Origin of the sequence: Archangium gephyra, assembly GCF_049060025.1 — a bacterium.
Lineage (GTDB): Bacteria > Myxococcota > Myxococcia > Myxococcales > Myxococcaceae > Archangium > Archangium gephyra_A.
The window spans coordinates 7,001,750-7,021,250 of sequence record NZ_JBMEQQ010000002.1 but is presented as its reverse complement, the minus strand read 5'-3'; the positions used below and the strand labels follow the sequence as shown (position 1 = coordinate 7,021,250).

At 69.0% G+C, this 19,501-nt stretch carries 15 protein-coding genes and 1 pseudogene; 8 read left to right on the top strand and 8 right to left on the bottom strand.

Annotated features, from left to right (window positions below; all coding sequences use genetic code 11):
- Positions 1–15 precede the first annotated feature (15 nt).
- The 4 genes from ACN28I_RS30480 to ACN28I_RS30465 all read right to left on the bottom strand — a co-directional run bounded on the left by ACN28I_RS30480 (position 16) and on the right by ACN28I_RS30465 (position 2,564).
- Positions 16–1,254 (bottom strand): hypothetical protein, encoded by a 1,239-nt coding sequence (locus ACN28I_RS30480; protein WP_420945427.1) that lies wholly within the window; start codon positions 1,252–1,254, stop codon positions 16–18.
- Positions 1,218–1,760 carry a phage holin family protein gene (locus tag ACN28I_RS30475; RefSeq protein WP_420945426.1) on the bottom strand — a complete coding sequence of 181 codons (543 nt, stop codon included), beginning with the start codon at positions 1,758–1,760 and terminating at the stop codon, positions 1,218–1,220. The genes ACN28I_RS30480 and ACN28I_RS30475 overlap by 37 nt, the downstream gene beginning before the upstream one ends.
- 41 nt (positions 1,761–1,801) lie before the next feature.
- Entirely contained in the window at positions 1,802–2,119 is a 318-nt protein-coding gene (locus ACN28I_RS30470; RefSeq protein ID WP_420945425.1) for a hypothetical protein, read from the bottom strand.
- A 217-nt stretch (positions 2,120–2,336) separates the two neighbouring features.
- Positions 2,337–2,564 (bottom strand): hypothetical protein, encoded by a 228-nt coding sequence (locus ACN28I_RS30465; protein WP_420945424.1) that lies wholly within the window; start codon positions 2,562–2,564, stop codon positions 2,337–2,339.
- Positions 2,565–2,884: 320 nt separating this feature from the next.
- On the opposite strand from ACN28I_RS30465, the gene ACN28I_RS30460 reads away from it, so the two are divergent.
- The 6 genes and pseudogenes from ACN28I_RS30460 to ACN28I_RS30435 all read left to right on the top strand — a co-directional run bounded on the left by ACN28I_RS30460 (position 2,885) and on the right by ACN28I_RS30435 (position 10,318).
- Positions 2,885–5,128, top strand: a complete 2,244-nt coding sequence (locus ACN28I_RS30460) for an FG-GAP-like repeat-containing protein (RefSeq protein WP_420945423.1) — start codon at positions 2,885–2,887, stop codon at positions 5,126–5,128.
- 225 nt (positions 5,129–5,353) lie between these two features.
- Positions 5,354–6,364 (top strand): annotated as a pseudogene (locus tag ACN28I_RS30455) (NAD(P)/FAD-dependent oxidoreductase); the annotation flags it as partial.
- A gap of 118 nt (positions 6,365–6,482) precedes the next feature.
- Positions 6,483–7,280 carry a hypothetical protein gene (locus tag ACN28I_RS30450; RefSeq protein ID WP_420948904.1) on the top strand — a complete coding sequence of 266 codons (798 nt, stop codon included), beginning with the start codon at positions 6,483–6,485 and terminating at the stop codon, positions 7,278–7,280.
- A 221-nt stretch (positions 7,281–7,501) separates the two neighbouring features.
- The gene (locus ACN28I_RS30445) at positions 7,502–7,870 is read left to right on the top strand and encodes a hypothetical protein (RefSeq protein ID WP_420945422.1); all 369 of its coding nucleotides are present in this window, start codon (positions 7,502–7,504) and stop codon (positions 7,868–7,870) included.
- A gap of 145 nt (positions 7,871–8,015) precedes the next feature.
- Complete coding sequence (locus ACN28I_RS30440) at positions 8,016–9,011, top strand: hypothetical protein (protein ID WP_420945421.1); 996 nt, start codon at positions 8,016–8,018, stop codon at positions 9,009–9,011.
- Positions 9,012–9,292: 281 nt separating this feature from the next.
- Positions 9,293–10,318: a 1,9-bis(guanidino)-5-aza-nonane synthase gene (locus tag ACN28I_RS30435; RefSeq protein WP_420945420.1), complete on the top strand. Its 1,026-nt coding sequence runs from the start codon at positions 9,293–9,295 to the stop codon at positions 10,316–10,318.
- 37 nt (positions 10,319–10,355) lie between these two features.
- On the opposite strand, the gene ACN28I_RS30430 is transcribed toward ACN28I_RS30435, so the two are convergent.
- Together ACN28I_RS30430 and ACN28I_RS30425 are read right to left on the bottom strand one after the other, a co-directional pair.
- Positions 10,356–10,763, bottom strand: a complete 408-nt coding sequence (locus ACN28I_RS30430; RefSeq protein ID WP_420945419.1) for a GIY-YIG nuclease family protein — start codon at positions 10,761–10,763, stop codon at positions 10,356–10,358.
- Between the two features lie 45 nt (positions 10,764–10,808).
- The gene (locus ACN28I_RS30425) at positions 10,809–11,375 is read right to left on the bottom strand and encodes a hypothetical protein (RefSeq protein ID WP_420945418.1); all 567 of its coding nucleotides are present in this window, start codon (positions 11,373–11,375) and stop codon (positions 10,809–10,811) included.
- Positions 11,376–11,578: 203 nt separating this feature from the next.
- Between ACN28I_RS30425 and ACN28I_RS30420 the strand changes: the two genes are divergently transcribed.
- Entirely contained in the window at positions 11,579–12,985 is a 1,407-nt protein-coding gene (locus tag ACN28I_RS30420) for a serine hydrolase domain-containing protein (RefSeq protein ID WP_420945417.1), read from the top strand.
- Between the two features lie 369 nt (positions 12,986–13,354).
- Here the strand turns inward: ACN28I_RS30420 and ACN28I_RS30415 are convergent, their stop codons facing one another.
- Together ACN28I_RS30415 and ACN28I_RS30410 are read right to left on the bottom strand one after the other, a co-directional pair.
- Positions 13,355–15,649, bottom strand: a complete 2,295-nt coding sequence (locus ACN28I_RS30415) for a vanadium-dependent haloperoxidase (protein ID WP_420945416.1) — start codon at positions 15,647–15,649, stop codon at positions 13,355–13,357.
- Between the two features lie 148 nt (positions 15,650–15,797).
- Complete coding sequence (locus tag ACN28I_RS30410; protein WP_420945415.1) at positions 15,798–18,830, bottom strand: ATP-binding protein; 3,033 nt, start codon at positions 18,828–18,830, stop codon at positions 15,798–15,800.
- 236 nt (positions 18,831–19,066) lie between these two features.
- Here ACN28I_RS30410 and ACN28I_RS30405 point away from each other — a divergent pair, with 236 nt between their 5' ends.
- Entirely contained in the window at positions 19,067–19,456 is a 390-nt protein-coding gene (locus ACN28I_RS30405) for a hypothetical protein (RefSeq protein WP_420945414.1), read from the top strand.
- Positions 19,457–19,501 lie beyond the last annotated feature (45 nt).

Sequence of the window (19,501 nt, the reverse complement as noted above, 5' to 3'; positions counted from 1 at the left end):
GCGTTCAGGGATTCTTCACGGCGTCCCGCTCACGTGGAGGCGCTCCTGCACCAGCTCCAGGCCCTCGCCCATGGGCATCACCACCTTCTCGACCATGCCCTGGGCGTCCACGGTGACCGAGCCCTTCATGGAGCCCATCTCCACCGTCAGCTCGCGCGCGCCGCCCGCCGTCTTGCGCAGCACCTGCCGCACCGGCGCCACCGGGTTGGCCGAGGGGATGTAGAGGTGCAGCGTCAGCTCCTTGTCCTTGCCCGGCACGAGGCGCTCGCGCACCAGGCGCGCGGTCGCCGGCTCCGTGGCCAGGTCGGCCGGGGCCGTGAAGTCGCCGTTGAGGTCCTTGCCGCTGTGCTTGCCCTCGTAGTGGTACTCGCGGCCCCGCACCTGCTCGAGCGACATCTGGAGGTCGAGCTCGCCATTGCGGGAGCGGGCATAGTCGCGCGCCACCAGCTTGCCGTCCTTGTCCGCCACCTCCGAGGACACGGTGTCCTGCACCATCAGCTCCTGGGGCGTGCGCGGAAGCAGGAGGCTCGACTCCACCTCCGTCATCCGCGCGCCGCCCGCCACCTCGCGCATGGCGCGCTTCTCGAAGCCCACCGGGTGGCCCTTCACGCGGATGACGTGGAACTCGAAGTAACGCGGGGCCGGCGGCGTCCCGGCGGCGCTCTTGAGCGAGCCGGCCAGCCCGCTCGTCACCCGCTTGAAGCTCTCCGCGTAGCCCAGCTCGTCGTGCGTGCACACCAGCGGCACCTGGTCATGCGTGTACACCATCATCTTGGCCTGGCCCGCCGCCTTGCCCCGCGGCGTGTCCACCAGGTACTGCGCCTCGGCGTACACGGCCGGGCTGTCCCCGATGAGCCGCACGTCCGTGGTGCGCACCAGCGTGAGGTTCGTGTGCTGCCCGGCCATCCGCACCAGCCGGTAGATGGAGTCGCCCGCGTCCAACGGCTGCGAGTACACGAAGCACGACAGCGGGCTGCCGGTGCCCAGCGGCACGCTCATCACCAGCACCCCCTCCTCCTGCTGGAGGGTGGGAGCGCCCGCGGCCTCCACCTCGCCGGTGAAGGAGCCATCCGGCGCGGCCACCTGCTGCTTGGACAGGGGCGCCAGCTCGCGCGCGGCGAGCGCCTTCAGGTCGATCTTCTCGGAGGGCGGAGCCGACTCGGCGCTGGCCGGAGTGGGGGCCTCGGGCTTGGAGGAGGCCGTGGTGGCACAGCCAGTCAGCAGGCCCAGCAGGAGTGTCGTGCGCAGCCGCATCGTCGATGTCTCCGGAACGTGTCGCGGGAGCCCTCATGGCCCCGGCGCGCACGGCACCCTAGCGGCCCGGCTCGGGGCGATGCCAGTGGCCCGAGACGCGGCCTCAGTGCTTCGTGAGCGCGACGTGCTGCCGGAGCTTCCTCGAGGTCCACGGACATGCGCTCCAGGGTGTGACGCATGGGCTTCTTGGGCAGCTTCGTCCAGGCGATGGCTCCGAGCACGGCCGCGAGCACGAAGGCCACGCCCGCCGCGATGAGCGCCCCCGCCCACAGCGGCAGTGCCAGGGCATCCGCCCCCGCGACGAAGAGCATGGCCAGCCCCACCAGCGCCAGCGCCGCCCCGCCTCCCACGAAGAGGCCCGAGACGCGCGCCGCCTTCACCTCGTGCGCGAGCTCCACCTTCGCGTGCAGCAACTCCGCCTTGGCCAACAGCCGCGCCTCGCTCATCGCCCGCCGGACGAGCTCGTTCGTCGACAGGTCCTTCTCGGGCATCTTCCAGCTCTCCACGGCCTTCCTCCTCTCGACCGCCGCGCACGCGCGGCCCCTGCTCACGTCGCCCTCCGCCTCCACTCGTAGGCGAAGTTGAGGATGGCCAGCGTCACCACGCCGATGGCCACCCCGAAGGTCAGCCAGAGGAACCAGCCCACCACGCCCCCCTGCACCAGCGCCACCACCCACAGGGCCAGCAGCCCCAGTCCCAGCAGCAGGTAGAGAATGGGCATGGCTCCTCCCTCGATGCGCCCGAGCACTCCGAACAACAGCCGCGGCGCCACGTCCTCGTTCGCCGCGTTCACCCCCACCGCCCCCGTCACCACGAACGCACGGCCCACCCGCGGGCCCGTGCCCAGCCCCGTCCCGGAGCCCATTCCGTCGGGTTGAACGTGTGACCCTGAACTGTTCCCGGCAAGGCAGGGCAGCCAGCCGCTTCGAGCCCGCCCGGCTGTGCAAGCGCGGACGGCCCGGGCCCTCCAGCACGGATGGCTGGCTGCTCCACGCGGAAGCGGGCAGAACTAAAACCGGAGCACCTCGGGGAACTGCGTCTCACAGTCGCTCAAAACGCGCTGGCGGAAGGACTCGTAGCGCTCAAGCGGCCGCTTCATCTTCATGATGAAGTTTCCCGACCACAAAGTCTTGAAACCGGGCTGGACGTCGGAACGCCTTCGCGAGCGCGCGCAGCCGTTGCAGCCGCACGAGACCGGGCGGATTCGACGCCAGCAGCGCCTCCGTCCACGACTCGCGGTCAGGCGTCATCCGATCGAACTCCCAGGCCGCCTTCAGGAAGTCTCGTGCCGTCCAGTGGGCGTCCCTCATGGGGTAGCACGATCCCCCGGGCTGTCCGGGCAAGTGTCGAAGGACTCGTTCCTGCCTGGAAATCCAGACACCCTCCCCGCTTCCCCAAGAGACACGATTTGCTTTTCTTGACAGGGATTGGGCGGTAACAGGGAGGTCAGGGTTTATAGGGCTTCTCGCTCCTGGCCCGATTCATGATGCAATGCGATACACGCGGGTCGCATTCCCAACCACCCTCCGCGCAATCCAGCCTCCATGTAGGTTGATAAGAATATTGAACTCTCCGCTGTACCTCCGCGTGTGATTTTTGTATTTGAACCAAACAATCCCTGGAGAAATGCATGACCCATGGCTTCAAGCCCAAGGCGTGGTGGATGCCGTCGCGTGTTTCATGGCTGGTGGCAGTGCTGGGATTGGCCTCCTGCACTCGCGTATCCGAAGAGAGTGAACAGGGTTTGATGGCCGGGCAGTGCGAGGTCAAACCCCCCGCCGGTGCCGCGTTCGAGCCTGAGCTGGAGTGGCACTGGGACGGCAGCCCCATCGCGAGCAACTACGACCAGGTCATGATGACTCCGGTGGTCGTGGATGTGAGTGGAGATGGCATTCCAGACGTCATCTTCCACACCTTCGCCGACGGCAATTACCAGGAGGACGGCGTGATGCGCGCCATCAGTGGAGACACGGGGCGCGACCTGTGGGCCGTCACACACAAGGATTACCGGGTGTACCCCGGAGCGAGTATCGCCGCTGGTGACATCGACAAGGATGGCCGGGTGGACCTCTGCACCATTCCGTCAGGCAACGCCGGGGTCATCTGCTTCGAGAACACCGGGGCCCTGAAATTCCGGACCACCGCGCCCGCTACGGGGGGCAGTGGCATTTCCCTGGCGGACCTGGAGGGAGATGGCAGCGTCGAGCTGATCGCTGGCGGTGTCGTCCTCGACAACAAGGGAGCCGTGAAGTGGGCAGGCGCAGCAGGTTCGGGCCCGCTGTCCTTCGCCGCTGATATCGACCAGGATGGCTTCCTCGAGGTCATTACTGGCAGCTCCGTCTACGAGCATGACGGCAAGCTGAAATGCACCAACGGTAGCATTGGCCATGGCTTCACCGGTGTCGCCAACTTCGACGCGGATCCCTACGGAGAGATCGTCGTGGTGTGGGGCGGCAACGTCTCCCTCCTGGATCAGGACTGCCGGGCGTTGTGGACGACCGCAGTGCCTGGAAGCGGTGGTGGCGCGCCCAACATCGCGGACTTCGATAGTGACGGTCAGCCGGAGATTGGCATCGCCGGAAGAGAGAAGTACGTGGTCTTCGAGGCCAATGGAGACGTCAAGTGGGAGAAGGGCACCAAGGACTACAGCTCCCAGGTCACCGGCTCCTCCACCTTCGACTTCGAGGGTGATGGCCGGTCCGAGGTGGTCTACGCCGACGAGGTTCGTCTGCGCGTCTACGACGGTGCCACTGGTGCGGTGCGTGTCGAGTTGCCGCACGCGTCGGGCACCATCGTCGAAAACCCCGTCGTCGTGGACGTGGACGGTGACGACAACGCCGAGCTCGTGGTGGCCTCGAATAACTATGCCTTCGAGGGCCCCACCGGCATCCGGGCGTTCCGAGACCGGCGGGATATCTGGGTGAACACCCGGCCCATCTGGAACCAGCACGCCTACTCGGTCACCCACGTCAACAACGATGGTTCCATCCCAACCCGTCCCGCCACCAACTGGCTCACGTCGGGCCTCAACACCTTCCGCTCCAACACCCAGGGTAACGGCTCCCTGAGTCCCTTCGCCGCGGCGGACCTCACCATCTCCCCCTTGGGTGACGAGTGCATGCAGCGCCTGCAAGCGCGCGTGCGCAACCAGGGTGAGGCCGCTGCCTCCGCCGGCCTGAAGGTCGCCTTCTACCGCGATGACCCCGCCGCGGGCGGCACGCTGGTCGGGGTCGCCACCCTGGCCAAGAAGCTCGAGGCCGGCAGCGAAGTCATCGTGGAACTGCCAGTGGCCCCGCCTCCCGGCCTCACGCAGGTGTGGGCCGTGGTCGATGACGACGGAACCGGCACCGGCCGTGAGCTCGAGTGCCGCGAGGACAACAACACCGCCATCCTCAAGCTCGATGTCACGCCTCCCGTTCCCGGCGAGGACAAGCGAGTATCGCTCTGGCCCCCCAATCACTCCTACCGCCAGTTGAAGCTGAGCGATTGCGCGGCCGATCCCTGGGATGAGTGCAGCGGGGTGCTGCCCATCAACGAGGTGGGCCGCATCACCCACGTCACCTCCGATGAGGTGGAGGACGCCACCGGCTCGGGCGACGGGCACACCTGCGAGGACATCGTCATCCTCGACTCCTACCGGGTGAACCTGCGTGCCGAGCGCCAGGGCGCCTCCGATGGGCGCGTGTACACGGTGCACTATGTCGTCACCGATCCAGCGGGGAACTCCGCCCCGGCACGCTGCACGGTCCATGTGCCCCATGACCGCTCGGGTCGTCCCACGGTGGAGGGCGCACCCGCCTATTGCGTCGGCGAGGGTTGCCCGGGCGGCTCCGGAAACGGCCCCCGTTGCGTGCGTAACGGGCACGGCAACTGACGCGACGTTCACCCCGTAGGTTGTCTCGGCTCCGGTGGGAGGGGCGTGCTCCTCCCTCTGTCCAGAACAGCCAGCGGAAGTGCCCTGAGAGCGCCGCGCCGCTCCACCCCAGCGTCGCATTCACCACCGCCGCTGCGTCCTGGTTCACCCTCGTGCGACTTGTGGGATTCCGTTACGTTGCACCTCCAACGAGACGAAACGTCACGCGCGGGGAGGGTGCACGGTATGGAGCAGGACGCACAGGGACAGTCGAAAGCCACCGCGGCCGATGTGGCCATCATGGGCGCCGGAATCGTCGGCCTCTTCAATGCCTTGCAATACGCGAAGCGGGGCTTCCAGGTCGTCCTGCTCGACAACGCGCGAGGACAGAAACGCAGCTTCAAGGTGGGCGAGTCGTTCCTCATCTTCACCAACCCCTTCCTGCGCACGGTGGGCGGGTTGGATGGGTTCGCCGGGGAGTGCTTCCCCAAGCACGGCGTGTGGTTCACCTACGGCCTGGAGCACGCCCAGCGCTTCGAGGCGACGTCCGAGTGGGGCGTCCACGCGGACCCTCCGCACTACCTGTACGAGGAGGCCGCGGACAAACGCTACTTCCGGGCCGCGCTCATGGACGTGCAGATCGTCCGGCCCGAGGCCGAGGACGTCATGCGCGAGTCCCTCCGGGCCTTCCCCAACGTGCGCTTCCTGGACACCGTGAAGGTGCGCGACGTGGTCATCCAGGAGGAGGACAGCCCACGGCCCCACGAGGTGCGCTGGGCCTGTCAGGCCACGCGCACGGAGGGCACCGTGCAGGCCAGGTGGGTGCTGGACTGCTCGGGGCGCAACCGCCTGCTGGCCAAGAAACTCAAACACACCGTCGAGCTCGACGACGGCTTCCAGACGACGGCCGTCTGGGGGCAGTTCGAGGGCATCACGGACGACCTCTTCGGCGAGCCGTGGGTCCACACGTACGCGGATGGGGACCAGACCTCGCGGGACTTGCACACCCTGCACCTGTGGGGCGAGGGCTATTGGATCTGGGTCATCCGTCTGTCCAAGGAGCGCATCAGCGTCGGGGCGACGTTCGACCAGCGCAAGCCGCCGCCGGGTGACACGCCCGAGGCCCAGATGTGGGAGCTCTTCAACCGCCATCCCCCGCTGGCCAAGGTGCTCTCGAAGGAGCGGATGCTCGAGTTCCGCATGTACCGCGACGTGCAGTACATGACCGACACCTTCGTGAGCCCGCGGCGCTACGGCATGGTGGGGGACGCGGCCTCCATCGTGGACGCCTACTACAGCCAGGGCATCTCGCTGGCGCTGGTGCAGCTCCTGGCACATCGCCAACCTCGTCGAGCAGGACCTGCGGGGCGAGGGCATGGACCGGGAGTACCTCGAGCGGGTGAACCGGGCGACGCGGCAGGATTGGCACATCATGCGGAACATGATCCGCGAGAAGTACACGGCGGCCATCGCGGACAGCCGCTTCTTCGTGCTCTCGCACATGCTGGACCTGGCCATCTTCTGGTCCGCGGGAGCCTCGCGCTCGCGCATCGCGCGCTGGCTGGTGGAGACGGGCGGCGACACGCTCCGGGAGACGCCCGAGCTGCGGGAGCTGCGCGAGTACCTCTCGCGGCACATGTTCTACTCGCAGACGAAGCCCTGGCACGGGCTGACGCCGGAGCGGGTGCGAGAACTCCAGGGACGCCTGCAGGCGGGCATCGGCGAGCGGGCGCGCTGGCGCCTCGAGCACGGCGTGAAGGTGCCGGTGCTCAAGGCCATCGTGCGGCTGGCGGCCCCCGTGCCCCAGCTCTGGAAGCTGCCCTTCCTGCGCGGCCTGGAGCAGGCGGACCTCTCGGCGGAGGACTTCGTCCATCCGGAGAAGTTCCTGAAGCGTGTCCCCGCGTGGTTGCGCCGGCTGCTGCCCGAGTCGTCCTCCGAGCGGCTCTCCCGGGCCATCGCCCTGCGCGGCCAGACGCTGCTGGCGCTCTTCCTGCTCGGCTACGCGTACGACTGGGCCGACACCGAGGTGCACAAGCTCCTGCTCCAGCTCGGGCTGCTCGAGCCGGCTCCCCAGGAGGCCCCCGGGCCCGTCTCCCTCGACGAGGCGCGCGCGAAGGCCGCGGCATCCGGGTCCACGCCCCAGGCAGCACCGCGGCGGAACGTCTCCGCCTGACCCAGGGCGCTGAAAGCGAAAGGGCCCCGGGGCTCCCGCGGGTCACGTAAGGGTTTTCCCGGGGGGCACTTCAACGGCCCCCGCCATGGCAGGGATTGGGCGCCCCCCGCGCGCACCGGCTCGCAACAGTGCCGTCAATCAATTGCATTGCACTCGAAACATTTTGCCTTCCTGAGCTGCCCTCTGTTACCTCCTGAAAACCTGACCAGGGAGGTATTGCCATGAAGATGAACTTCGCCGCTTTTGCTGTTCTCGTAGGGATTTCCCTTATTGGATGTGGGGCTCCGACGGTCGCGGAGGAGAGCGAGCTGATCGGGGAGAACACCCAGGCCATCTGTTCCTCCACCCAGAGCTGCTGGGACGGGAGCACGGTGAGCTGCTCCGGTAACGCCACCTGCACCGTCCAGAGCGCGTCCGTCACCTGCGACGGCGTGATCACCCGGTGCCCGCCGGTCCCGTGCAACGCCGGCATCACGTGCACCCAGTTCAAGCAGTACGCCTGCAACGAGGGTGATGAGGGCGAGTGCTGCGCGAGCACGGGCCCCCAGTACTGCTTCTGCAACTCCAAGGGCATCTGGCTCTGCAACTAGGCCCTCGCGGGTGAGTTGAACCCAGGGCGCTGTCCTCCGGGACGGCGCCCTTCGTTTTCAGGCTCCCCGGAATTTAATCGGGGCTTTTCACGCGGAAAACAGTCGCGGGTCTTGAGGGCTGACCCCTTCCGCGGAGAAGTCCCCCATGTCACGCAACCTCGCCACCCAGGCGTCCGCCTTGCTGCTGGTCGCCCTCGGCTCCGCGGCGGGTGGCGCCTACGCCTACCACCGCTACCGGGACGCGGACTGGAGGCGGCGGGACGCCGAGTACCAGCGCCAGCTCCAGGGAAAGCTCACGGAGAGCGAGCAGCGGATGCAGGCGCTGAACACCGAGCTCGGCACGGCGCGCAGCCGGTTGGTGAGCCAGGCCACGCTGAACGAGAAGTACCAGGCCTTCCTCTCGAAGAACGCGGAGTTCGAGAAGTACACCCGCGAGCATGGGCTCAGCCTCAAGAGCCTCTCCGACGCCACCTTCCGGCTCCAGCAGCGGGAGCGCGGCGGGGCGGGGACGGCGCGCGTGGAGCCAACGCCCACGCCCCGGCCGGGCGAGCCCACGGCGGCGTCTCCCCAAGTCATCTCCTACGAGTTCACCGACGCGCAAGGCCGCGTCCACCTCAAGGACCCCAACATCTGGGTACAGGGCGACGAGGAGCTCCAGCTCGAGCAGCTCTTCCGGGTGGAAGGCACCGTGCTGCAACAGACGAACGGCTCGCTGATGACCCAGCGCGTCCAGCTCCAGGAGGTCGTCGCGGAGGGCGAGGGGAAGTACCGGGTGCTGGCGGAGGCGGGCCTGGTGGACGCGAACTTCACCTACGCCAATGCGCCGGGGCACGAGCCCCCGCGCGGGTTGACGTGGGGCCCGTCGTGGATGGCCACCCTGGGCACCTCGTTCCGCCCGGAGAGCCTGCTGCGCGTGGGCGCCTCGGCGCGGGTGGTGAAGTGGGGGCCGGTGGGGCTCGCCGGAGGGCTCTCCTCCGACTTCCGGTCCCTGGAGGGCAGCGGCGGAGATGCCTTCCTCACCTTCACCCCCTCCTGGAAGGGGCGGGAGCTGGGGCTCGCGTTGGGCGGAGGCGTCCACCTGCCCCTGGGGGGAGCGCAGCGCGTGCGCCCCAACCTCACCCTGAGCTTCGTCATCTATTGAGTGCTGTTGCACGCCCAGGGCACCCGGGCGGGCGGGCCCGTGTCCTTCCGCCGGGCCTTGCACGGGAGGCCGGGGACGGCCAGGGCCCCAAGACGGACACCTGACCCTCCGCTTGCCGCGGCGCCCTTTTTCATGGCACAGAAGGAGCCGCTGCAGCCATCCGGCGTTCCGATGGCGGCCCGCCCCCCACCGGGTGCCGGGCCGTAGGACGCTCCGGGTGGTCTTTGCTTGCGGCCCAGGCCCCCGGGACGTTCTCCATCGGCCGCCTGGACGCACACCGCATGACTCCCCTCAAGACCGAGCTGCTCCGGGACACCATCGAGCACATCGACATCAAGGCCCATGACGTCCGCCCGCTCGTGCGGGCCATGGGCCACATGGCCTTCCAGGCTCGCAACCTGCACCGCGCCGCCACCCTCTACGACGGCATGCTGGAGGACACGGATTGCGGCGTCATCCTGTGCCTGGCGGGCTCGCTCTTCTCCGCGGGCCTCAAGCAGGTGGTGGTGGACCTCATCCGCCACCGGATGGTGGACGCCATCGTGTCCACCGGGGCCCTCATCGTGGACCAGGACTTCTTCGAGGCCCTGGGCTTCCGCCACTACCGGGGCAACCCGTACGCGGACGACAACACCCTGCGCGAGCTGCACATCGACCGCATCTACGACACCTTCATCGACGAGGACGAGCTGCGCGAGTGCGATGCCACCATCGCCCGGATCGCCAGCGAGCTGGAGACGCGCCCCTACTCGTCCCGGGAGTTCATCGGCGAGATGGGCGCCTGGCTCGCCCGCCATGGCAAGACACGGGACAGCGTGGTGCTCGCCGCGCACGAGGCGGGAGTCCCCATCTTCTGCCCGGCCTTCAGCGACTGCTCGGCGGGCTTCGGGCTCGTCCAGCACCAGTGGACGCGCGCGGGCAAGCCCCAGCTCTCCATCGACAGCGCCCGGGACTTCCTGGAGCTGACGCGCTGCCGGCTCGCCCTGAAGGACTCGGGCCTCTTCATGGTGGGAGGCGGCGTGCCGAAGAACTTCGCCCAGGACGTGGTGGTGGCGGCGGATTTCGTCGGCCAGCCGGTGGCCATGCACAAGTACGCCGTGCAGCTCACCGTGGCGGACGAGCGCGATGGCGCCCTCTCCGGCTCCACCCTGCGCGAGGCGAGCAGTTGGGGCAAGGTGGCCACCACCGCCGAGCAGATGGTGTATGGCGAGGCCACGGTGACCCTGCCGCTGGTGGCCGGCTACGCCTTCCATCAGCGCCACTGGGAAGCGCGGCCCGAGCGCCGGCTGGTGACGGCGTGTCAGTGATTGCCTGAACTCGAGCCAGCTCGAACCTCCCGGCCCTTCACGGGCTGGGAGGTGACGGCGGGACGTTGTAGCCGGCCTCGCCATAGGGACGGAGCCGCTCGAGCCAGAGGGACTCCAGCACCCGCAGCTCCTCCTTCAGGTCCGCTCCGGGCTCCTCCGGGGGTGGCAGGACGTCGAGCACCTCGAAGGAGAAGCTGTCGGCGCCGTGGCGGTTCCAGTCCTCCTGCAGCGGGGGGTAGGTGCGGTGGATGCCGGTGGCCAGCTCGAAACGGATGCGATTGAGCATCCCCTGGAGGTTGAGGGCCGAGCCCACCAGCACCTTGCCATTGGCGCGGTTGCGGACGGCGTACACGCCCATCGGGGGAGGCGTCTCCTTGTAGGCGCGTTTCAACTCGGCGCGGCGCGACGGGCCGCCTCGGGGGGTTCCCGTGTCATGCGAGGACATGTGTGTCTTCTCCGTGTCTTGAAAGGTGCAGCGGTGACGAGCGCGTCAGCTCGCGTAGCCGAGCGCGATGAGCTTCCGCTCGAGCCGGTCCCGGGCGGCCGAGTCCTTCGGCTCCACCCAGTTGAAGCCCATCCGCGCCCAGTCGGCATCGGAAGGGTCCACCCCGAGCGCGGCGAGGAAGCCGGCGTCGGTGATGAAGAACTGCTCGCGGAAGGGGAAGAGGTAGCCCCCCACCGTCCGGAGCGAGGCGAGCGCTTCCTCGTAGGAGGAGAACCAGCGGTTGAGGAAGGCCCCCCGGTTCCTGGCGAAGAAGGCCTCGGTGTCCAGTTGGGGCGGCCCCTCCTCGCCCAGCGCCTGCTTGAGCGCCGCCCAGGACGGATGGCCCTGCTCCTGCGCGATGACGGCCAGCGCGTGCTTGCGGCGCACCTCCTCCTTGCGTGCGAGCAGCTCGCCGGGAGACAGGCGCGCGAAGGCGGGCAATGCCCGCAGCCGCTCAGCGGCCCTCGTGGCGCGTGACGGCTCGGAGGACACCAGGTCCTTGAGCAGGATGGATGCCCGGACCTTGCACTCGCGGAGGCTGGGGGGAGTCACTGTGCGGGACTGGGTTCCCATGACAAATCCCTCATCGTCGGCCGCTCCCCGTCATGGGCCGTGGAAGGAACTCATCGAGAACATGTCGGACCGCAGGGTGAAGCGAGGGTGACGTCGTCTTTTCGGGCAGGCGCCCCTCGGCACCTCCCTGGAAATTAAGAGGGGAGGGACCGGCTGGCAAGGTCTTATCGACACGCCTGGCTTCCACTGCTAGCCCGGACCGCATGCGTTCAATCCCTCATGAACTCGTATGCCTGATCGCCCTCCTGCTCGCCGCGGGCTGTGCGACGCCCAACCCTTCCCGCGCCACCGGGGCCTACCTCCAGGCCGTCATGGAGAAGAACCATGTGCCCGGCACGGCCGTGGCCGTCGTTCGCGACGGCCGGCTCGAGCACCTCGCCACGTACGGCCTCGCGGACCTGGAAGCCGAGGCGAAGGCCGGGCCCGACACCGCGTTTCAAATCGCCTCCGCCACGAAGATCTTCACCGGCACGCTGGTGATGCTCCTCGTGAAGGAGGGGAAGCTCGGCCTGGATGAGCCCCTGTCGAAGTACCTGCCCGACGCGCCCGAGAGCTGGAAGGCGCTCACGGTGCGGCACCTCGCCGCCCACACGTCGGGCTTGAAGGACAGCCCCGACGAGCAGCTCAGCACCGAGGCCTCGATGACCGAGCGGTACGAGGCCGCCCGGAAGGAGCCCCTGGGCTACACGCCCGGCGAGCGCAGCACATACGGCCTCACGGACTTCGTCGTGCTCACCCACGTGATGGAGAAGGTCACCGGCCAGCGCTTCGAGGAGCTGCTCCAGAGCCGCATCTTCCAGCCGCTCGGTTTCACGTGCACGCGCTACGAGCACGCGCGGCAGCAGGGGCCGGTGCGCACCGCGGACGTCATCCCGCGCCGCGCCACCACCTACCGCTACGTGGACGGCGTGCAGCAGCGCGCCTGGTTCCTCTACCCCCTCCACACCTATTCCGCCGGCGGAGCGTTCTCCTGTGTGAAGGACCTCGTCCGCTGGGCCGTGGCCATGGACCAGGGCACGCTGCTGTCCCCCGAGCTGCAGCGGGACGCCGCCACGGCCTTCAAGCTGAACGACGGCCGCGAGGGCGGCTTCGGCGTGGCCTTCACCGTGCGCAAGCTGCGGGGCTCACCGGCCTTCGGTCATTCCGGGGGTGGCTCGCTCGCCGACGTGCTGCGCGTTCCGGACAGGAAGCTGACGGTCATCGTCCTGACCAACGAGTTGGGACTGTTGCCCATGCTGGCCCCCACCATCGCGAGCCAGTACCTGCCACCGCTGCCGGAGCTGGAATCGCCTGGCATCCCGGACGCGGAGCCCGCGCTGACCGCCGTGCTCCGCCGGACGGTGGAGGGCCTGCTGAACGGCACGCTCGAGGCCGCCGCCTTCGCGCCGGGCGCCCAGCAGGAGCTCCTGCCCATGCTGCGGAGCTTCGGCACCCCGGAGAACGCCCTCCTTCCGCCGCTCGGCCGCATGACGCTGCTCGAGGACCGTCAGGACGGCGACGCGCGCAAACGCCTCTATCGCGCGGTGTACGGCAAGGATGTCACGCTGAAGTGGACCTTCACGCTGGACAGCGCGGGCAAGATCCTCGAGTTGGAGTACGACTGGGAATGACTTGAGAGGGAGGAGTCAACCCGGAGCCAGGCGCGCTGATCTACATGGCCGATATCAACAGCGGGCTCTACATCCTGCGCTACAAGGGCCCCCGTGCGGACGAGCTGCCGCAGCAGGGGTTGTTCATCAGCAGCACCAACTTCCAAGCCAGTGGAAGTCCGTTCTTTCAGGGGTGCTCCCGCGGGAACGCACGGGGCGCCTTCCGGCCGCGCGGCGTGCCAACTGGTCCAACAATCGGACCAGTTGCTCCCCCTCGCGGCCGGAACCTCCCCCTGACAGGAGAAGCCACCCCTCCTGGCTCAGGCAGTGACATCCCGCCCCAGGCGCTGCTCGCCGAGCGCACCTGGGGTGGGCGTCCCGGGCCTCAGCTCATGGGACCGCGACCGGCTCCACGCAGCCGTCGAAGATGCGGACGGTGGTGCCGTCGAACTTCGTGAACTGGAAGAAGGCGTCATCCTCGTTGAAGGTGCGGCTCATCTCCTGGAGCAGGCCGATGGCGACCTTCTCGCCCAGGGGCAGCGACTCGGTGTAGTCGCTGCGCCAGTGCACGCCCGCGGCGTTGCGGAAGAGGGCGATGTTGCCCGCCAGCTTGTTGAGCTCGCCGCCCACCGTCAGTTGCGTGGCGTCCGCGCCCGTGTAGAGCGTGAGGGCGGTGCCATCCGCGTTGGACACCACGGGACTCTCGATGGGGGCCTTCTCATCGAAGAAGGCCTTGAGGATGGTGGCGCACGCGCCGGAGATGGTGGCATGGCCCGCGCCGTAGGCCGGGTGCGTGGGCGCGCCCTCCGGGTAGGCCTGGGGCAGCAGGTACGAGCCGGTGCCGTAGCGCGCCCTGAAGTGCAGGCCGAGCCCTCCGGTGGAGTAGGAGAGCGCGTTCCTGATGCTCGCGCTGAACGGGTAGGAGCGCCGTTCATTGAGCGCGTTGTCCACGCGCCCGCCGTACTCCTCGGGGCGCAAGCGGCGGTGCACGCCCCACTTCTGCCACCACACGGCGCGCCCGGCGCGTCCGGCCACTTCGATGAGCACCTGCAGCAGGTGGATGGGGCCGAAGGTGGCGAAGCCCACCTGGGTGCGCGAGTCGCCCGCCGTGCCGGGCGGGTCGTACGGGTTGCCCGGATTGGAGGGGAACTCCATGTCCACCATGGGTCGGCCCGTGCCCTGGTTCTGGTTCCCCGTGGGCTCGGACAGCAGGTAGAAGGCCGCGTTGTAGAAGGCGTTCACCACCTGGTCGAAGTGGACGAAGTTGGCCCCATCCCGCAGGTTGCGGATGAAGCGGCGCCGCGTCATGTCGAACTGGTCATTGCCCCGGTCATCCCGGCCGTTCTGCACCTCCAGCCAGCGAGGGAAGCTGGTGAGGTAGTCGGCGGCGGCCCCCACCTCCGGGAAGCCCTTCACCGTCCAGTGCCTCTGGTCGATCACCTGCGAGCCGTAGGTGATGTAGCCATCGAGCGCGCTGCGCCCCTGGCCCTCCGGCTTGCGCGGGTCGGCGTTGCCCTTGAGGAGGAACTGCGAGACGTACGGGCCCACCTGCTCCCCGGGGTAGATGCCGCGGAAGAGGTTCTGCACGTTGACAGTCCGCGTGCCGCCGAAGCCGGGGAACTGGTTGTTGAGCGAGTCGATGGCGCCCTGGATGATGCTGCCGGAGGTGGCGGCCCCGGTGGCGTAGTCGATGAAGGGCACGTCGCGGGCCAGGGCCATCCAGTACAGCTCCCCCATCTCATCGGCCGCCTGCTCGCTGTCGAAGCGCGGCGCCGGAGGCAGGGTGACGGCCTGGGCGTCCGGGGCCTCCAGGTCGAAGGCGAGCCCCGCCTGCGGATTGGTCAGCTTCTTGGCGCCTCCCAGGAGGATCTCCTCGAAGTCCCCGGGGTCCCGGCTCTCCAGCGCGCGCAGCAGCGAGCCGTAGGAGACGGGATCCGGGTCACCCAGCGCATCGTGGCGCAGGCCCTTGGAGTAGTTGCCGACGTAGTTGCGGCTCGGGTAGTTGACCTCGTCGTTGTTGTTGAAGTGCGCGGCGTGCGGACGCGCGGCCGCGAGCTCCGCGGCCTGCTCCCGCACGCGCTGGGCCGACAGGCGCCGCTCCTCCACTCGGCGGGGGAGGCCCGCGTCCGGCGCATTGGCCGAGTCGAAGATGGCCAACCCCAACGAGGGGAACCCATCGTCCCGTCCGGCGCCGAAGGACAGCTTCACCGCGGTGAGCGAAATCGGGTTCACCTTGCTGGCCAGCACCTGCCAGCTCTTGCCATCCCCGGACGTCTCCCAGTACGTCGTCCCCGAGTCCTCGCGCAGCCGCCACCAGAGGTGACGCGCGGGCTCGTAGGGCACGCTCGCCAGCGCGGTGCGCGTCCCCCCGACGGTCTGGCCGCAATGCAGGAGGCCGTTCTCGACGAGCATCCCCACCTCATTGACCTCCTCGGTCACGAACGCCCGGAGGAAGGTGCGCGCCCCCACGACGGGCCTCAGCGTCTGGATGACCTCGAGCGCGAAGCGGGAGCCCGTCAGGTCGTACGTGGCGGTGGAGGTGTAGCCCGAGGCGGTCTTGCTGAGCCCATCGAGGCGAAGCTCCAGGCGCTGGTTGACCTCCTCATACTTCCCAAAAGCAAGCCACTTGCTGGTGTCCGTCGAGTTGTCGTTGAAGTTGTCGCTCAGGGTGTGGGCTTTCGCCATGGTGTGCTCCCAACTCCGGGACGAGGCCCTCGCGGGCCCCGCGGCCAGGGTCGTCCCGGCCGCGTGTCTGGGTATAGGAGTTCCGTCTGACATTCATTGACGGGCACCCCGGCTTTGCCATTCTCCGGGAGGCCTCAATTCGTATCATTCACGACACTGCACTGAGATTGGATGATTCCGTACCTTCCGCTGGCAATTCCAGACGGAAAGTGGCTCCGCCTCCCGGCGTGTCCGTCACGACGATGGAGCCCCCGTGCGCCTCCACGATCTGCCGGACGATCCACAACCCGAGCCCCAGGCCGCCGTAGTGGCGCACGGAGACAGCCCGCTCGAAGCGCTCGAAGATGCGCTCGTGGTCTTCCCGGGCGATGCCGATGCCATGATCCGTCACGCTCAGCCGGACCCTCGCACCCACGCGCCTCAGGGCCATCTCGATGGGTTTGCCCGCCCCGTACTTCAAGGCGTTGGAGAGGAGGTTCGACACCACCTGCTCCATGCGCTGCCGGTCGTAGACCCCCTCCAGCGAGCCATCCACCTCGAGCACCACGGAGCAGCCCGCGCGCGTCAGCTCCTCCTGCCTCCGGTACACCGCCTCCGTCACCAGCGCGGCGAGGTCCAGCCTGTCCCGCTTCAGCCGGAGGCGGCCCGTCGTGATTTGAGACACGTCGAGGAGCGTCTCCACCAGCGAGGCCAGCCGTTGCACCTGGCGTCCCGCCGAGCTGACCCGCTCGGCGAGCCGGGCATCCGGCGCGGGGCCCAGCTCCTTGCGGATGAGCTCCAGCTGCAACCGGAAGGAGGTGAGCGGCGTCTTCAGCTCGTGGCTGGCCACGGAGAGGAAGTCATCCCGGGCCCGCACCGCCTCACGCAAGGAGGCCGACAGCGCCTCCTGCCGCGCCACTTCCCCCCGCATCCGGGCCAGCCGCAGGTTGGAGCGCACCCGCGCCAGCAGCTCGCGGCCTCCGAATGGCTTCACCAGGTAGTCGTCGGCGCCCGCCTCCAGCCCCTCCACACTCGCCTCTTCTCCCGCCCGGGCCGACAGCAGGATGAACGGCACCGGCCGCAACGCCGCGTCCGCGCGCACCTCGCGCAGCAAACCAAAGCCACCCAGGCGCGGCATCATGATGTCCGACAGGATGACGTCCGGCCTGCGTGCCCGCGCCGCTCGCAACGCGGCCTCCCCATCCTCCACCGCTTCCACCTCGAAGGAGGACTTCAGGAGCCCGTGGATATAGGTGCGCAGGTCCGGGTTGTCGTCGGCGAGCAGGACACGCGCCCGCTCCTGGGGCACCTCCCCCGAGCCGTCCCCGTCCGATGGCGCCGGCGTCCGCTGGGCCTCCGCGGGCAGGCCGCCCAGGGCCTCCTCCACGTACGGCCTGGCCCGTGTGGACGCCGGCTCCAGCGGGCGTCCGGTGGCGAGCCGCTCCCGGGACACCTGCGCGCTCCCCCACGGCAGCCGCACCGTGAAGGTGCTGCCCTCGCCCGGGGTGCTCTCCGCCTCCACGCTCCCGCCGTGCAGCTTCACCAGCTCCTGCACCAACGAGAGGCCAATGCCACTGCCCTCCTGGCTGCGGGACCTCGCGCCCTCGACGCGGTGGAAGCGCTCGAAGAGGCGCGGCAGCTCCTCCTTCGGAATGCCCCCGCCCGTGTCCCGCACCCGGAGCTCCACCCCCGCCCCCGTGGACACGAGCGACACGCGGATGCCTCCGGAGAAGGTGTACTTGAGGGCGTTGGACAGGAGGTTGAAGACGATCTTCTCCCACGCCTCGCGGTCCACCCAGACGGCCTGGGGCAGGGGGGGCGTGTCCACCGAGAAGCTCAGGCCCGCCCGCTCCGCCGCCGACTCGAAGTGGCTCGCCAGCTCCGCGGTGAGGGCGGCCAGCTCCGTCGGCTCGAACGTGGCCTTCGTCCGTCCCGCCTCGAGCCGGGAGAAGTCGAGCAGCGCATTGACGAGCTTCAACAGCCGCGTGGCGCTGCGCTGCGCCAGGGCGATGCGCTCGCGCTGCGCCGGGCCCAGCGCTTCGCCCTCGTCCGAGAGCGCATCCTCCAGCGGCCCCAGCAGGAGCGTCAGCGGGGTGCGGAACTCGTGGCTGACATTGCTGAAGAAGGCCGTCTTCGCCCGGTCCAGCTCCGCCAGTGACTCGGCCCTCAGCTGCTCCTGCTCGTGGACCCGGGCCCCCGCCAGGGCCGACGAGACCTGGCGCGCCAGCAGTTGCAGGAAGCCGCGGTATTCCTCATCCAGGGGGCGCCGCGGGCTGAGGCCGGCGACGAGGACGTAGGCGGCCTCGCCCTCCATCCCCGGTACCGGCAGCAGCAAGGCGCGCGTGGCGGGCTCCGGCCAGGGCCCTCCGGGCAGGACCCCGAATCTCTCCCCTAGGTCCTCCACCAGCAGCTCCCGGGCGGAGCGCACCACCCCGGCGAGGGGCCAGGAGCCATCCTCCCGCAGGTCCACCTCGGCCGGAGCAGCGGCCCCGGCACCGGGCAGGTTGCCCTGGACCACCCGCCGGGCCCGCTCCCCTTCGATGGCGTAGAGGAGCACGAAGGGCAGGTCCGAGCCCGCCTGGGCGAGCACGTCCTCCATCGAGCGGAACACCGCTTCCACGTTCCGGTCGGCGGCCGTGCGAATCGACAACTCCCGCAGCATCCGCATCCGGCGCTCGCCGAGCACGCGCTGGGTGGTCTCCGTCACCGCGCAGTAGATGCCGCCCACCCTTCCGGACTCGTTCCGGACGGGGGTGTAGGTGTAGTTGAAGTAGCACTCCTCGACGAAGCCGTGGCGCACGAGCGGCAACATCCCGTCCAGGATGGAGCTCGCCTCCCCGCGCTCCATCGCGGCCTCGACGAGGGGGTAGACGATCTTCCACGCCTCCCCCCAGCAGTCCGGCCCCCGCTGCCCCATGCCCTGGGGATGCAGGCCGCCCATGATGGGCCGGTAGGCGTCGTTGTAGAACTGGATGAACTCCCGGCCCCACCACAGGAACACCGGCGAGGGGGACGTGAGGAGCAGGCTGAGGAGCGAGCGCAAGCTCTGAGGCCAGCCCTCGACCGGCCCCAGCGGCGTCCGGGCCCAGTCGATGGCGCGCAGGAGGGCCCCCATCTCGCCGCCGCCCGCGAGCACCTCGTCCACCGTGCCGCTCACGCCCATCACCCAGTGCGCTCCTTCCGTCCCCGTAGTCAGGGACATGCCCCCACTGGTGCCTCCCCGGGAGTGGTGGTTCAACAACGACATCCAGGGGTGCACGGCTGGCCGCCAGGGGTGTTGCCCCGTGAACGCCCCATGGAGTGCCCGCTCCCCCGGCTCGCCACATGCCGACCAACCGACATTTCCGGAGCGCGTGGGAGGGAGCGGGGGTTCCGCCTCGCCCCCGCGATGCTTTTTCTGGCGCCAGTGCCACAGGGCCAAGGGGAAGGGAGCCGGGGATGTACCGGATGGACGTGGACAAGCAGCACGCGCTCATCGACCTCGTCCTGGAGGGACTCATCCGCCCGGAGGAGATGCGCAAGCTGGCCGAGGACCTCAAGTCCATCATCCGCAAGCTCCCGGGCCGCCGCATCAAGGTGAAGGCGGACATGCGCAGCCTGCGCGCCTCGTCGCCGGAGGTGGCGGAGATGTTCGGCGAGGTGCAGCGCTACGCCGTCGAGCACGGGGTGATGCGCATGGCGGAGCTGGTGAACAGCTCCCTCGTGGCCCTGCAGCTCAACCGCGTGGAGCGCGCGAGCGGCGCGGCGAAGATCGTCCGCCGCTTCGGCGATGACCAGACGGCCCTGCACTGGCTCCTCCACGGCGACCCGGCTTCCCTGCCCGCGTAGCAGCCGCTGGAGGGAGGTCCGGGCTCACCTCATGGGGCACCGGCG